Genomic DNA, 14689 nt, shown 5'->3' with positions numbered 1-14689 from the left:
AATACACCAGAAAGTGCGCAGAATGGCTGTTTCTGCTGAGGTTTTTTCTTGGTAAAGTGACTTTTTCAACAGGTTTTACAGGCTTTGGCCAGACGGCCACAAAAAATGCAGGACAAAGGGGAGCAAAAGGGGTGGCAGACTCCGCAGGACAACAATAAATTAATCGGACGCTTCCGCCAGCACATCTTTAACAAAAGGAATGGTCAGTTTGCGCTGATGCACCATCGAAGCTTTATCGAGTTTATCGAGGATCGCCACCAAAGCACGTAAATCACGTTGCTGACGGTTAAACAAATAACGCGCCACTTCATCCGGCAACTCAATGCCACGCAGCCGGGCTTTTTGTTGTAATAACTTCTGTTTATCGTCGTCGCTTAATAACCGCAGCTGGAAACTGGTGCAGGCCTGCAAACGTGAGACTAAGTCGGGCAAAGTGATGCCAAGCTGAGTCGGCGCTTCATCGGCGACGATAATAAGTTTTTTGCCCTGCTCCACCATACGGTTATACAAATCAAACAAAGCCACCTGCCAATGACTGTCCCCGGCAATGGCCTGAATATTATCAAGGCACACCAGATCCAGTTGCTCCAGACCATCAAATAATCTTGGGCTGTACTGGCGAAAATCATCCAGTGCTAACAGCTGACTGGTCAGGCCCAACTCCTGCGCCTGCACACAGGCAGCATATAACAAATGGGATTTACCACTGCCGCTGGCACCGAATAAATACAAAGGCAAAGCTGCAGCCTGGGGCTGCAGATAGTGCCGGATAAACTGCACCGCCGGACTGCTGTCAGCACCATAAAAACTCTGCAAAGTTTCATCGTCCGGCAGCGTGACCGCCAGGGTAAATTGGGTTGGCTGCATCAGGGTTTGATATAACGGTAATGGCTGCTTTTAAGCGCCAAAGTGGTGCCGCTGTTGTTCTGCACCGGCAAAGTTGCATCCGTTGACGGCACTGCGGCAGCACCGTCCTGCTGCAACAACGCCTGCTCCATCGCAAGCTCAGCAGCGCTGATACCAGAGTCGGTGGTGCCTGATGATTCTGCAGCAGATGTTGCCGCTGCAATGTCCGTTGCTGCTGACTCTGTGTTTGCCGCACCTGCATCTGCCGGCTGCTCTGGTTGCAATTGTTTTTCCAGTGCCAGCGCCCGGTAAAAGTCGTCGCTGCTGGCAGTCAGTTGCAGTGTAATCACCGCCTGTTGCTGACCAAAACTCACCAGCTGATGCTGACGGACTGTCAGCATCGAACTAAAAATTTTCTGCAGCTGCACCAGATCAGTGAGGCTTTGCAGACCGGAAATGGTCAGTTGCAAGGTGGCGTCAGCCCCTGTCGTCTGTGTTTGATTTAAATTAACCGCATATTGTGCCGACAACTCGCCCGCCAGGGTTTTGGCAAATTGCGCCATCAGTTCCGGCATCGAGGCAGCGGTAAAATCCTGTAACACCAGTTCGCCGTTTATTTGTTGCTGACGGGTCAACCGGTATTGCAACTGACCCGAACCGTCCTGTAACTGCTCGATCAGCAGGTTTTGTACCCGCTCTGCTTTGTATCTTAATGACGCACTGCCAAGTGCAGCCCAGTCGCCTGCCCAAACGCTGTTTTCATTCAGCAGCGCCAAATCGTCCACGTCATACAAAGGATAAATAAAACTTAAACCGTATTTTTTCGCCTGCTCGGCCAAAGCTGTACGCAAAGGATGTTGATGTTCCAGCACAAACTTTGGCTCTGACAGTGTTTTTTCGCTGAGCCATAACAACACATCTGGGCGGCGACTGCCCCAAACCGGCACTTGTTGTTGTGCCAATAAAGTGGTGATTTTTTGCTGATCCAGACTGACCAGCATCAGATGGCGGCCATCACGCTGTGCCATCTGATACTGCTTGATATAGTTGCCGGCTTGTTTTAGTTCTGCCTGCACCTGGCCATTGGCCATAATGGCGTCGCTGCCGGTCAGTTTCACCAGCACAGCGGCAAAAGCCGCCTGTTGCCAGGCTTGCTGGCTTTGATTTGCGTCCACTTCAGCCTGATATAAATCCGTGAGTTCAGCCGCAGCAACTAACTGCGTGCAGCTTAATAGCGTCAATAAACTCAAAACAAATGCAGGCAATAAACGCATGGTGATATCCTCATCGGGCCAGCACAGGGAACAACCCCTTCAGGCCCAGACTGATAAATTCAATTGAAATCGCGGCCAGGATCAGGCCCATCACCCGGGTAATAATATTCATCCCGGTCTGGCCAAGTTTGCCGGCTATTTTACCTGATAACCGCATCAGAATGGCCAGAATTATGCCAACAACAATAATTTCTGCTGAAACAATTAGATAATGTTGCCAGCCTTCGGCTCTGTTGCCGTATAAAATAATAGAACTGATGGCGCCAGGACCTGCCAGCATCGGCATCGCCAGCGGCACTATGGCAATAGATTCACGTTTGGTCGCTTCCAACCTTTCTGCTTCGGTATTTTTGGCGCCACTGGTTTGGGCATGTAACATCGAAATGGCCATCAATAAAATCAGAATGCCACCGCCCACCCGGAATGAATTCACCGAAATACCAAAAAAATTCAGGATCATTTCGCCAAAAAACAACGTCACCAGCAAAATAACAGTGGCGCCTTTGGCGGCCGTCAAAGCTACATATTTTTTATCGGTTTCACTGTGGTGCTGAGTCAGTGACAAGTACATCGGCAACGCCCCCAGCGGGTTTAGAATGGCGAGAATACCGATAAAGATTTTCAGATAATCCTGGATTTCTAACACTGCGTTTTCCTTGCTGTCCGTATTCTGTAAAGACCGATGACTTCACCTGAGGTTAGTGTAATAACATCGGCCCCTCCCCCGCAATCCACCACCTAAAAATAATGTTTTATTTCAATGCTTTGCTGCTATTTTTTGCAACTTCACCTTACAGAGTGCAAGTTTTTTTATTCTGGTCATTAAAATAATAAAGCCACCATCAGGTGGCTTTATTTGACCGCACTGTCATCCGATGGCTGAATGAATCAGTGAACAGCGCAGTATTCAGACAAAGGAAGCGTTAAAGCTCAACTTTTGACTTACGGATAGCAGCAATAAACACTTCGTAAATCGCATCAATAGTGGCTTGATCCAGAGTATTGCCCTCTTTGTCACGCCATTTAATGGCCGTGCCTTTGTCGGTTTTACTCAGCGCCAGCTGATATTCGCCTTCGGCAATAGGCAACACCGCCTGCTCTTCACCACCCCAGAGTGCGTCCCAGAAACCCGCTTCTGGCTTACGATAACTGACGTAATACAGATAGTCGGTACGGTTTAAATCCGTCACTTCCAAAGACAAGTGTTCAAACAATAATTCAAGTTGTGCCCAGGCCACTTCCAGAGGTTGTGTGGTTAACAACACAGCTTCATTTTTATCGTTGGTGGCGCGGGTTAACAACACATCAGGCTGCTTGGCTTTGGCCTCCTGAATACGCGCCAGCTCCACAGTGGCCACTTTATCAATCAGCCGGTTTAAAAAGTGCACTTCTTCACGACGCTGGGCAATGGGTGTAATACGCGCGTCAGAATCGGCATATTTATGTTCAGTCAGCTGCACCTTCACTGCCACAGTGCGGCCATGGATACGGGGTTCAAACTCAACCTTAAAACGGCTTTGCTGGGTCAGGCTTTCACCTTTCCACCACCACCAGCCGGTTTCTTCGTATTCACTCACCCAACCAGACTGCCAGCTGGTTGCTGACGTTTTATTCAGTTCAATCTGCTGCTCGGTAAAAAAGTCGGTGATATTGCTGGTTAAAAATGGCAATAAATCACCGGTAAATTCGTTGCGCTCAAAAAACACCCGCACTTCTTTATCGTCTTCTTCAACCCGGGCATTGGTGGCAACTGCCAACACCTGCATAGGTGCGCGCAGCTCAACGGCTTCGCCGCGAACACCACTTGCCACTTTGGCAGGAATATCATATTGCGCCGGTGTTCTTGGCGCTTTTAAACCGGTAGGAACAGCCAGTTCTTTGACTGTTGGCGCTGCTGGCGCCTTGGTGGTTTCGGGTGCGGTCCATAACGAACAGCCAGATAACAGCAGGGTGGCAAATACAGTGCCGGGGATCCAATAATGCACCTAAAAACTCCTAAAGATTAATTTTGGCTTGTTGTAGCGCTTGTTCGATTACAACCTGATGAATTGGTTCCAGCCGGGTTAACGGCAAACGGGCAAAATCAGAAGCGATCAGCTTCATCCGTTTGAGTGCCCACTTGGTTGGAATTGGATTACTTTCAATAAATAAATCACGATGCAACGCCTGCAGGCTGTCATCAATGTCAGAGGCTTGCTGACGATTCACCTGACGGGCCGCCGCTATCATCGCCGTCATGGCAGCTGGCGCCACATTGGTGGTGACCGAAATCACGCCATGGCCGCCTTGCAGAATAAATTCTTTGGCACTGGCATCATCGCCACTGAGTAAATCAAAATCAGCGCCACAGCTTGCTTTAAGCTGCGACAGCCGCTCCATTGAACCCGTGGCTTCTTTAATACCCACAATATTGTTTACCTTGCTCAGTTCAGCCACTGTCGCGGCTTGCAAGTCAACACCGGTACGACCTGGGACGTTGTACAGCAACACTGGTTTGTTTGTGGCTGCAGCAACGGCCTGAAAATGTGCCAGCATGCCTTTTTGCGTGGGTTTGTTGTAATAAGGCGTGACTGTTAAAAAACCGTCGATGGCATAAGCATTCAGTGCCTCAGTTTTGGCAACAGCTTCGGCCGTTGAGTTTGAACCATTACCCGCCAAAATCTGACAACGCCCGGCCACTTGCTCAATCACCGCCTGTAATACGGTCAGCTGCTCGCTAAAAGGAATAGTGGCCGCTTCGCCAGTGGTGCCCATAATAACCAGACCATCGGTGCCGTTTTGCAACTGGTAATCCACCAAAGTGTGCAGGCTGGCGTAATCCACCTCACCTGTTTCTGTCATCGGGGTAATAAGGGCGACGTAACTTCCTCTGAACATGGCTACTGCTCCGTAATTTTCAGGCTGCCTATGGTAATGACGCCGTCATACAAACACAAGCAACAGCTGACTATGCTGATGAATTTTCGGCGAACTGTGCTAAACTCGGCGCCCCTTTTCTGTTCAAGGTCGCTTGTAAAGATGGCTCAACAACTGGTGGTGACTGCAATAGGCGCCGACCGTACCGGTATCGTCAGTCAACTGTCCCGGCTGGTCAGTGACTGCAACTGTAATATCGTCGACAGCAGAATGGCGATTTTTGGCAATGAATTTACTTTTATTATGTTGTTGTCCGGCGATGCGGCAGCCATCAGCAAAATTGAATATCTGCTGCCAAGTTCCGGTGTTGAACTTGATCTGCTGACCATGACCAAACGTACATCTGCCCACAAGCCGCCACCGTTGTCGGCCCCTTACCTGCTTTGTTACACAGGGCCGGATAAAGTGGGCACACTGGGGGCTATTTCCAGTTTGTTGGCTGACCATCAGATTTATATTGGCGCTTTACGCTCTGAAACCCATCAGCTGGATGGGGTGGCTCACACCCACACCCAGATGACAGTGCAGTTGCCGGCTTCTATTGATGCGGCCACTGTGCGCAGTCTGGTGCTGGAGAAGCTTGCACAAATGTCGTTAACAGGTAGTTTTGAATTGCAGAGTTAATTGCAGAGTTAACTGATAACCAGGCGATGCCGGCACTATACGCTCCCCCTGCGTCATGGCTGTGCAGCGCCCCGACACACTGGTTCAATCCAGTAAAAACCGGCCACAACCTTGTTTTGCGCCGGTTTTTTTATAAAACGGTTTTGATAAAAAGGAATCATGATGAATATGCTGACTGCAGGCCAAAAGGCCCCTGAATTTTCACTGCTGGATCAACATGGCAACACTGTGGTGCTGTCTGACTTATTAAAATCCGGCGCAGTGCTGGTTTATTTTTACCCTAAAGCCATGACGCCAGGCTGCACTGTGCAGGCCTGTAACCTGCGCGACCATCAGGCTGACTTTGCCGCCAAAGGAGTGCAGATTGTTGGCATCAGCACAGATCCGGTGAAAAGCCTGGCCAAATTTACCCAGCGTGATGCGCTGAATTTTACTCTGCTGTCTGATCCGGAACATCAGACTGCCGCAGCTTTTGGTGTATGGGGCGAAAAAAAGTTTATGGGTAAAGTGTACGATGGTATTCATCGCACCAGTTTTTTAATTGGGCAAGATGGCGTTATTGTGCAGGTTTATCAGGACTTTAAAACCAGCAATCATCATGAAGTGGTGCTAAAGTCTCTGCCATAACCCGGTTAACCACCGAACTGTCAGGAGCTTTATCCGATGAAATTGTATTATGCCCCGGGGGCCAGCTCACTGGCCGTTCACATTTGTCTGTTTGAAGCCGGTTTAAAATTCACACCCGTTAAAGTGGATTTAAAAAGCAAACTGTTGCCCGATGGTAGCAGTTTTACCCAGATCAACCCGCTGGGTTATGTACCGGCGCTGCAGTTAAAAAATGGCGAAGTGTTGACCGAATGCCCGGCTATTTTGCAATACATTGCCGATCAATCTCCTGCCAGCAACCTGGCACCGGCCAACGGCAGTTTTGCCCGTTACAAACAGCAAAGTTTGTTGAACTTTATTGCCACTGAGCTGCACAAAAACTTTTCACCTTTATTTGACCCCACAGCGGCCGAGCCCACCAAACAAGCGGCTGTGCAAAAACTGCAACTGCGGTTTGGCCAACTGGAACAGACACTGGTGCAGCCGCAGTTTCTGACCGGTGAGCAATTTACTCTGGCCGATGCCTATTTGTTTAACGTGTCGCTCTGGGCGCGGCTGGTCAAATTTGATTTAACCCCTTACCCGCAACTTCAGGCGTATCTGGAGCGGATTGCCAAACGTCCGGCGGTGCGTCAGGCACTGCAGGAAGAAGGCCTGTTAAGGCATGGAGAATAACCAATGAAAATAACTCAAACTTTACCTTGGGCTCTGTTACTGAGCACAACGGCCGCTGTTGCCGCTGAACCGGCATTTTTAGCAACAGAGCAGCACAAGCTGAAAATTGAAACTGTGGCTGAAGGTTTATCCCACCCCTGGGGCATGGCGTTTTTACCGGACGGCCGCATCTTAGTGACAGAACGTGATGGCAAACTTCGGATAGTATCAGAGGGTAAATTAGGCGAGCCTGTCACAGGTTTGCCGGCACTGGCAGTGGGTGGTCAGGGTGGTTTACTGGATGTGATGCTGGATAAAAATTTTGCCAGCAACCAGACACTGTATTTAAGTTTTTCTGAACCAGGTAAAGATGACACCAATAGCACAGCAGTGCTCAGTGCCAAACTGGTGGGCAACAGCCTGACCAACAGCAAAGTGCTGTTTAGCCAGCAACCTAAATTTAACAGTAAATATCACTTTGGTGGCCGGCTGGTACAGGACAGCAGTGGTGCACTTTTTATCACTTTAGGTGACAGAGGCAGCCGCCGTGAAGACGTGCAACCGCTGTCCACTCATATCGGCAAAGTGGTGCGGGTGATGCCGGATGGCAGCGCCGCGCCTGGCAATCCGTTTTTGGCCGATAAAAATGCCAAAGCTGAAGTCTGGTCAAACGGCCACCGTAACATTCAGGGCGCCACTTTAGACAACCAGGGCCGGCTCTGGACCCATGAACATGGCCCACAGGGTGGCGACGAAATTAATATCACCCAGGCTGCTAAAAACTATGGCTGGCCGCTGATCACCTATGGCGAAGAATATGGCGGTGGTGTGATTGGTAAAACCAAAGCCGATGGCCTGGAGCAGCCACTGCATTATTGGGTGCCGTCCATTGCACCAAGCGGCATGACCTTTTATCACCAGCCGATGTTTAGCAAGTGGCAACAAAACCTGTTGGTAGGTTCGTTAAAGTTTGGCCAGTTGGTGCGGCTTGAAGTTAAAAACGACAAAGTGGTACACGAAGAGCGTATCCGCATTGGCAGCAGGGTGCGTGATGTGGAAGTTGCCCCGGATGGCAGTGTGTATTTATTAACGGATGAAGATAACGGCGCCATTTTACGGCTGACACCTCAGCCATAACAGCACGCTGCTTTAAAAAAGCCGGTGTTTGCACCGGCTTTTTCATGTAAAGCTGAGCTGAAAACCAGAGGGAAAGTGGTTCTGGCAGATGGCAACAACCCTGCTTTGCTAAAAAGGCCGCCTGAAAATCAGGCCAACCAAGGGCGCCGCCATCCAGCCATCACAAATACAACCCCAGACTTCTGGCCTGAAACATCATAAAAATACCTGACTGAGGACGGATCTGATGTACCTTGCCCGCCAAACCCCGTTATCCAGAGCTTTGTTTCCTGGCACCAAGCGCTGCCCTACTTTGCTCGCGTTGTTGCCTGTGCTCGCGCTAAGTTGCAGTTTCGCGCTCAATGCTCAGCAGCAAGCGCCTGCCAGCGCTGACAAAACCCCAACCGCAAGCGAAGAGGAGCAATTGGAACGGCTGGTAGTCAGTGTGCAGCAACAGCCCAAGCCATGGTTAAGTTCGGTCGCTGCAGTGAGCCGGCTTGAGCTGAACGCCAGTCCGGCGCTGGATATTGCCGCTTTACTCAAACAAATGCCGGGGCTGCAAGCCGATCAGCGCGCCAACTTTGCGCAGGACAGCCGCATTAGTCTGCGCGGTTTTGGCAGTCGCAGCAGTTTTGGTGTACGCGGTATTGAAGTGATGTTTGACGGCATCCCCTGGTCAACCAGCGATGGTCAAAGCCAACCGTCCAGTATTCCCTTTGAGCAACTAAGCGCTGTTGAAGTGTTGCGTGGCCCTTTTGCGGCGCTGTATGGCAACGCCGCCGGGGGGGTGTTAACACTGCAGAGCAAAGCAGCAATGGACGGAGCTTCATTGCAGAGCCAACAAAGCAGTGATTACCGCCAGCACAGCCTGCAGGCCGGTGATGGTCAGACTGAACTTTATCTGAAAAGCCTGGATCACGACGGCTATCGCGCGCACAACAGCGCCGAAAAACGTCAGGCCGCCCTTCGCAGCAATTATCAGTTTGACAGCCTGGTGCTGAACTGGCGTTACGACTGGAGCGACGATCCACTGCTCGAGGACCCGCTTGGCCTGACCAAAGCCGAGTTCGACCGCGACTCAGGCCAAACGGCCTCTGTGGCCACTTTATTTAACAGCCGAAAAAGCAGCGCACAGCGTCAGCTCAGCATGACGCTCAGCCCGGATGATGACAACTGGCAAGTGTCGGCCTGGCAGGGCGAGCGGGATATCACCCAGTTTCTAGCCTTTAGCGGTGATGGCCCAACTGCGGCTGGTGGTGTGGTGGCGCTGACCCGGCACTATCGTGGCCTCAAGGCCCAGCAGCTGCTGCAATGGAATAACTGGCAACATCAATTTGTTGCCCAGCTGGAAGAGAATACCGACCAGCGCCAGGGTTATGTGAATCTGCGGGGTGTTGCCGGAGATTTACGCCGCGACGAAAGTGGTCAGGTGCAAAACAGCGAAATTGCCTGGCAAAGTGAATACCAGACCGACTTGTTATGGGCACTGCATCTTGGCGCGAGGCTCAGCCGCATCAAGTTTAAAGTCGAAGATTATTTTATCAGACCTGGCAACCCGGACGATGGCGGCCAAAGTAGCGAGCAACTGGCGGCTTTTGCGTTGGGTGCATCTTATCCATTAACTGAGCAGCTGCATTTTTACTTCAGTAGCGGCCGGGGTTTTGAAACACCAACCCTGACCGAGATGGCTTATCAGCCCAATGGCAGTGGTTTAAATCTGGCGTTAAAACCGGCGCATAACCGCCAGCTGGATCTGGGACTGAAATGGCTACAGCAACACACTCAGGCCTCAATCGACTGGTTTTATATTCAAAGTCGTGACGAGCTGGTGGTAGCACAATCGCTGGGTGGGCGCACCAGTTACCGCAATGCCGCAAAAACCCAAAGAACGGGGGCGGAAATCTGGCTGTTACATAACTTTAGTGAAAAGCTTGAACTGCGATGGAGCAGCACCCTGCTTGATGCCAGTTTCAAAGCCGACAGCAGCGCAGGCAATCATTTGCCCGGTGTAGCCCGGGTACAACATCAGCTTGGCCTGAATTATGCCCCTTTTGCCAGCTCCTTCTGGCAGCTCAGTAGTCAACTCAGTTACCGCGGTAAACTCTGGATTGATGACAACAACAGTATGGCGGCTGACAGTGCCACACTTATGGATCTCAAAAGCAGCTGGCAAACCGAGTGGCTAAACAGCAACTGGAGCTGGTGGCTGGCCATTGATAACCTGACCAACCAGGATTATGCCGGCGCTGTAGTGGTCAATCAGGCCAATGGTCGTAGTTATGAACCTGGCACGCCAAGACAATTTCAGCTTGGTTTTCGGGTACAACTGCTATTAAACTAGGTTAGATTAGCTGTACCCGTTATACTAGGACAGATGTTGTGGTGCCGCCTGTTGTTGTCGCTATGCACTGATGGCTGTGAAAGCCAAATCCGTCAGATGCTAAGCAGACAGCAGCAAGGGCAGCTTCTGGCCGGAGCTTTGTAATGCAGTTCAGACAAAGTTTGTTTTTGTTGTACGCTGTTTTGTTGTTTCTGTGCGCTTTTTGTAGCGTGATGGCACCCGCTTATGCAGCAAACCGCAGCACACCGTTGCAGCCCACTGATCAGCGGGTGTTGAAACTTGGCATGTACCACTCCCCGCCTTATTACCACACTGAAGATGTTATAAAGCCAAGCGGTTTATCGCTGGATATTTTAACACCGGTGGCGGCAGCCCTGGGTTACCGGCTTGAAGTGGTACCCTGTCCTTTTCCGCGTTGCCTGAAAATGGCAGCACAGGGCGAACTGGACATAGTGGCAGGTTTAATCAACAACCCGCAGCGGCAAAAGTTTTTATATTTTTTATCTCCGCCGATGATGCAGTTTCACTCAGCATTTGTGTTTTACGGTCGGCCACAAGCACCATCTCCGCTGACGCAACTTGCTGATTTAAAAGGTCGTACTGTGGCTGTGATGCGTGACGCTGTGTATTTCCCTGATTTTGATAACAGCCAGATTTTTTCCAGGGTAAAAGTCCCCTCTGAAAGTGTGGCACTGCACATGGTGGCGATGGGACGGGTGGATTATGCCATTACCGTCGAAAAAACCGCTTTGGGCTCCTTTCATGACGCTGGCTTGCAATTGACTGATCTCAAACGTCAGCCTTATTTTCAACAACAGAATATTGACGGTTACCTGGCCTTTTCCAGATTATCGCCGCATTTTGCCATAGCCGAGCAGCTCGAAGCTGAGCTGCAATTACAGGCCAAACAAGGCTTACTGGATAAACTCTGGGTGAAATACGGCCTGAATCACCCTTGAACAATCAAATTGTTTTTTGCTGATCTCTGTTCCTTCAATGGAACTTCGCAGCCACAACCCTGCCAAAGAAAACACCTTGCCGCACAAAATGGATGCTGTAACTTGCGGCAGTTAAGTGGCAATAACAAGGTTGTGCTTGATATTCAGGCCAGATCCAAGGCAACATTTAGCCTGCCATGGTCTATCCGAGACTGACCACAAAACCTTGAGTTGTGCGCAACTTCAGTTTGAAGTCGCAAACCCAACTGTAACGGGCAAGGTAAATGGCGTATCCATCCGGTTGTAGATGCAGCAACAGATCGCATATCCGGATACAGATGCAGTAAAAATGGCTGAAAAAGCCGTACGATCAGAGCAGAGTATTAATGAAGTTTATGCTTGTAAACTGCAACTGGCTGAAGGCTCTGGGCCTGTCAGCCCTGTTAACTTTTCCGGCCCTGGCCAATAACAATCAGCTGCCTGATCTTGGCAGCAACGCATTTTCAACTTTAACACCGGAAAAAGAAAAACAAATTGGCGATGTGATGATGCGCCAAACCCGTGCCAGATTGCCGATTGTCAACGATCCCTTATTGGATGAATACCTGAATAACCTTGGGCAGAGTCTGATTGCCAAAGCCGAAGGTGTACGTTTTCCGTTTCATTTCTACTGGGTTAACGACCCGGACATTAACGCCTTTGCGACTTTAGGTGGCCATATAGTGGCCAATACCGGCACCCTGGCCGTGGCGGAAACCGAAAGTGAATTTGCTTCTGTCATGTCTCACGAAATTGTGCACGTGACACAACGTCATATTGCACGTTCTGTTGAAGCACGCTCGCAGTCAGCGCCGCTGACTATGGCCTCTATACTGGGTTCAATTTTACTGGCGGCAGTGAATCCGGAAGCCGGTATGGCAGGTTTAATGGCGTCACAGGGGGTGGCACAACAATCAGCTATCAACTTTACCCGCAGTAATGAACAGGAAGCCGATCGTATTGGTATTCAGCTGTTGGCAAGTGCAGGTTTTGACCCTTATGCCATGCCGGAGTTTTTTAATAAACTCAGTGAAAAAACCCGGTTTGCCAACACCCAGCTGGCGTTTTTATATACCCACCCTTTATCCAGAGCTCGGATCAGCGACTCCAGAGTCAGAGCACAGCAGTTTGAGCAGAAATTTGTCCCCGACAGTGCCGACTTTGCCCATATCAGAGCAAGGATCTGGGCCAGATACCAACTGGACAACGCCGCAGCTATTGCCCATTTTCAGAAAAAACTGGCACAACCTGGGGGCAATACCAAAGCCAATCAGTATGGTTTGGCATTGGCTTTGTTCGATAGCAAAGATTATCAGGGTGCCGAACAGCTGCTGAGCAAACTCAGAGCCAGCGACGATAAAAACCTGTTTTATTTGGACGCCATGACCGATGTTTATCTGAGTACCAACAGGGTCAAACAGGCGCTGGAAATGCTGGAACAACAATATCTGCTAAGACCCAATAATCAGGTGATCACCCTCAATTACGCTAATGCGGCTATGCAGGGCAATTCACACCGCCTGGCACTACATCTGTTAAAAAACCTGTTGTATTACAAAAACGACAATTTCCTGGCGTACGACATGCTAACCCAGGCTTACAAAGGTTTGGGTGATATGGCGCGGTATTACGAAGCCCGCTCCGATCTGTATTACCAGATGGCCAATTATCAAAAAGCCATCGACGATATTAATATGGCGCTCAATGAGCTGGGGACGGAAGAACAACTGGAAAACCGCCGGCTTGAAGCCAAGAAAAAAGCCTTGCAGACAGAATTTAGCCGACTGAAAAAACTAAACTGAGGACGCGCCCATGCTGACCATTTATCATAACAACCGCTGCTCCAAAAGCCGCGAAGTCTTGTCACTGCTGGAACAGCTGGGCCGCCCATTTCAGGTGGTCAACTACCTGAATGAACCGCTGGACGAAAGTGCACTGCGTACTTTATTAAAACAGCTGCAATTGTCCCCACGTGAGCTGCTGAGAAATAAAGAAGACGAATACAAAAGCATGGGTCTGGATAACGAGTCTTTATCAGACGATATCATTATTCAGGCAATGCTGCGCCAGCCAAAACTAATTGAACGCCCTGTAGTGGTGCATGGCAATAAAGCGGTGATCGCCCGCCCCGCCAGCCGCTTACTGGAATTATTTTAATGCCGGTGACTGTGTTGGTGCTTTATCACTCCCGCCATGGCTCTGTGGCAGCTTTGGCAGAAAAAATTGCCGTTGGTATAGAAGCAACCGGCGCTACAGCGCTACTTCGTACTGTGCCGGCGCTGCATTTTACGGCAATGGAAGGTGCTGCGCCTGCGCCGCATTTAGCGCACCATCCTGTGGTCAGCCCAGAAGAATTGGCACAGGCGGATGCGCTGGCCATAGGTAGTCCGGTGCGGTTTGGCCTGATGAGCGCCGAAATGAAAGCGTTTTGGGACAACACCAGCGCTTTTTGGTTAAAAGGCACACTGATCGACAAACCCGCCGGTGTTTTTACCTCTTCTTCATCAATGCATGGTGGTAATGAAGCCACCTTACTGGGTATGATGCTGCCGCTGTTACACCATGGCATGGTGCTGCTCGGCACGCCTTATGATCAACCTGCATTACATCAGACCCAAAGCGGCGGTACGCCTTACGGCCCCAGTCATGTAACAGGCCCAGAGCACAGCTCTGCCCTCACAGCCCACGAACAGCAGATGGCTGTTCAGTTTGGTAAACGTTTAGCTCTAGTTGCCGGAAAATTACAATGACCTGGTTAATTGCGTCTCACATTCCGCTTGCTACCCGCACCCTCCGTTATTTGCGGTTAGGCCAAGTGGGTTTTTTAGCATTATTTTTGTTGATGCCCGCCTGGGTGTTATGGCTAGATCCGCCAGAACTTGGCAGTAGCAGAGTGCTGTTAGCACTGCTGTGGGGGCCCCTATGGTTACCCATCTTGGGTATTTTACGAGGTAAGGCTTATACCTTCGCCTGGGCCAATTTTATTGTGATGATTTATTTTGTGCATAGTCTGACTCATCTGTGGATCAGCAGTGGCACCACTTTTTATCTGGCCCTGGCTGAACTTGCGGCGGCTTGCCTGATGTTTGCCGGCTGTACTTATTATGCCAAATATCGTGGCCAGGAGCTGGGGCTGAAGATCCCAAAACTAAAAGACGATCCAGTGCGACAATAATCAGCCTGTGCAGTCCTTTGCCAACGACAGCATCAATATTGTGCTCTGCCATTGCAGTAGAATGCTGGCCTGATATTCTGCTTAAAGCAGTGTGAATTGATTTTTATTGGCGGTTTTATTTGACAGATAAGGCCGCATTGTTCTGCAATATCTGCCTTTT

15 protein-coding genes are annotated in these 14689 nt (G+C 50.2%); 10 read left to right on the top strand and 5 right to left on the bottom strand.

Annotation, left to right across the window (positions count from 1 at the left end):
* Positions 1-159: 159 nt before the first annotated feature.
* The 5 genes from hda to dapA all read right to left on the bottom strand — a co-directional run bounded on the left by hda (position 160) and on the right by dapA (position 4997).
* A complete protein-coding gene (gene hda / locus V7P87_RS05055) occupies positions 160-867 on the bottom strand; it encodes a DnaA inactivator Hda (RefSeq protein ID WP_333796454.1) in 708 nt (235 codons plus the stop codon).
* Positions 867-2120 carry a DUF2066 domain-containing protein gene (locus V7P87_RS05050; protein WP_333796453.1) on the bottom strand — a complete coding sequence of 418 codons (1254 nt, stop codon included), beginning with the start codon at positions 2118-2120 and terminating at the stop codon, positions 867-869. Before V7P87_RS05050 ends, hda begins: the two co-directional genes overlap by 1 nt.
* 10 nt (positions 2121-2130) lie before the next feature.
* On the bottom strand, positions 2131-2766 hold the full coding sequence (locus V7P87_RS05045; protein WP_296299446.1) for a YchE family NAAT transporter: 636 nt from the start codon (positions 2764-2766) through the stop codon (positions 2131-2133).
* A 277-nt stretch (positions 2767-3043) separates the two neighbouring features.
* Entirely contained in the window at positions 3044-4105 is a 1062-nt protein-coding gene (bamC, locus tag V7P87_RS05040; RefSeq protein ID WP_333796452.1) for an outer membrane protein assembly factor BamC, read from the bottom strand.
* A gap of 10 nt (positions 4106-4115) precedes the next feature.
* Positions 4116-4997: a 4-hydroxy-tetrahydrodipicolinate synthase gene (dapA, locus tag V7P87_RS05035; RefSeq protein ID WP_333796451.1), complete on the bottom strand. Its 882-nt coding sequence runs from the start codon at positions 4995-4997 to the stop codon at positions 4116-4118.
* A 141-nt stretch (positions 4998-5138) separates the two neighbouring features.
* Between dapA and V7P87_RS05030 the strand changes: the two genes are divergently transcribed.
* From V7P87_RS05030 to V7P87_RS04985, 10 genes are all read left to right on the top strand, one after another.
* Positions 5139-5660, top strand: coding sequence for a glycine cleavage system protein R (locus V7P87_RS05030; protein WP_333796450.1), 522 nt, complete (start codon positions 5139-5141; stop codon positions 5658-5660).
* 162 nt (positions 5661-5822) lie between these two features.
* Positions 5823-6287 (top strand): thioredoxin-dependent thiol peroxidase, encoded by a 465-nt coding sequence (gene bcp / locus V7P87_RS05025; RefSeq protein ID WP_333796449.1) that lies wholly within the window; start codon positions 5823-5825, stop codon positions 6285-6287.
* A gap of 36 nt (positions 6288-6323) precedes the next feature.
* Positions 6324-6941, top strand: coding sequence for a glutathione transferase GstA (gstA, locus tag V7P87_RS05020; protein WP_333796448.1), 618 nt, complete (start codon positions 6324-6326; stop codon positions 6939-6941).
* 3 nt (positions 6942-6944) lie between these two features.
* Complete coding sequence (locus V7P87_RS05015) at positions 6945-8057, top strand: PQQ-dependent sugar dehydrogenase (protein ID WP_333796447.1); 1113 nt, start codon at positions 6945-6947, stop codon at positions 8055-8057.
* Between the two features lie 226 nt (positions 8058-8283).
* Positions 8284-10377 carry a TonB-dependent receptor family protein gene (locus V7P87_RS05010; RefSeq protein WP_333796446.1) on the top strand — a complete coding sequence of 698 codons (2094 nt, stop codon included), beginning with the start codon at positions 8284-8286 and terminating at the stop codon, positions 10375-10377.
* 143 nt (positions 10378-10520) lie between these two features.
* Positions 10521-11336 (top strand): transporter substrate-binding domain-containing protein, encoded by an 816-nt coding sequence (locus V7P87_RS05005; protein WP_333796445.1) that lies wholly within the window; start codon positions 10521-10523, stop codon positions 11334-11336.
* Positions 11337-11701: 365 nt separating this feature from the next.
* Entirely contained in the window at positions 11702-13156 is a 1455-nt protein-coding gene (locus V7P87_RS05000; RefSeq protein ID WP_333796444.1) for a M48 family metalloprotease, read from the top strand.
* A 10-nt stretch (positions 13157-13166) separates the two neighbouring features.
* Positions 13167-13511 carry an arsenate reductase (glutaredoxin) gene (arsC, locus tag V7P87_RS04995; RefSeq protein ID WP_333796443.1) on the top strand — a complete coding sequence of 115 codons (345 nt, stop codon included), beginning with the start codon at positions 13167-13169 and terminating at the stop codon, positions 13509-13511.
* Positions 13511-14104 carry an NAD(P)H:quinone oxidoreductase gene (wrbA, locus tag V7P87_RS04990; RefSeq protein ID WP_333796442.1) on the top strand — a complete coding sequence of 198 codons (594 nt, stop codon included), beginning with the start codon at positions 13511-13513 and terminating at the stop codon, positions 14102-14104. The genes arsC and wrbA overlap by 1 nt, the downstream gene beginning before the upstream one ends.
* Entirely contained in the window at positions 14101-14529 is a 429-nt protein-coding gene (locus tag V7P87_RS04985; protein ID WP_333796441.1) for a DUF2069 domain-containing protein, read from the top strand. Before wrbA ends, V7P87_RS04985 begins: the two co-directional genes overlap by 4 nt.
* Positions 14530-14689: the final 160 nt, after the last annotated feature.

The sequence above is a fragment of the Rheinheimera sp. genome, from assembly GCF_036782235.1.
In the GTDB taxonomy this organism is placed as follows: Bacteria; Pseudomonadota; Gammaproteobacteria; order Enterobacterales; family Alteromonadaceae; genus Pararheinheimera.
Note: the sequence above shows the minus strand (reverse complement) of the source record. Positions and strands in the feature narration are given on the sequence as shown.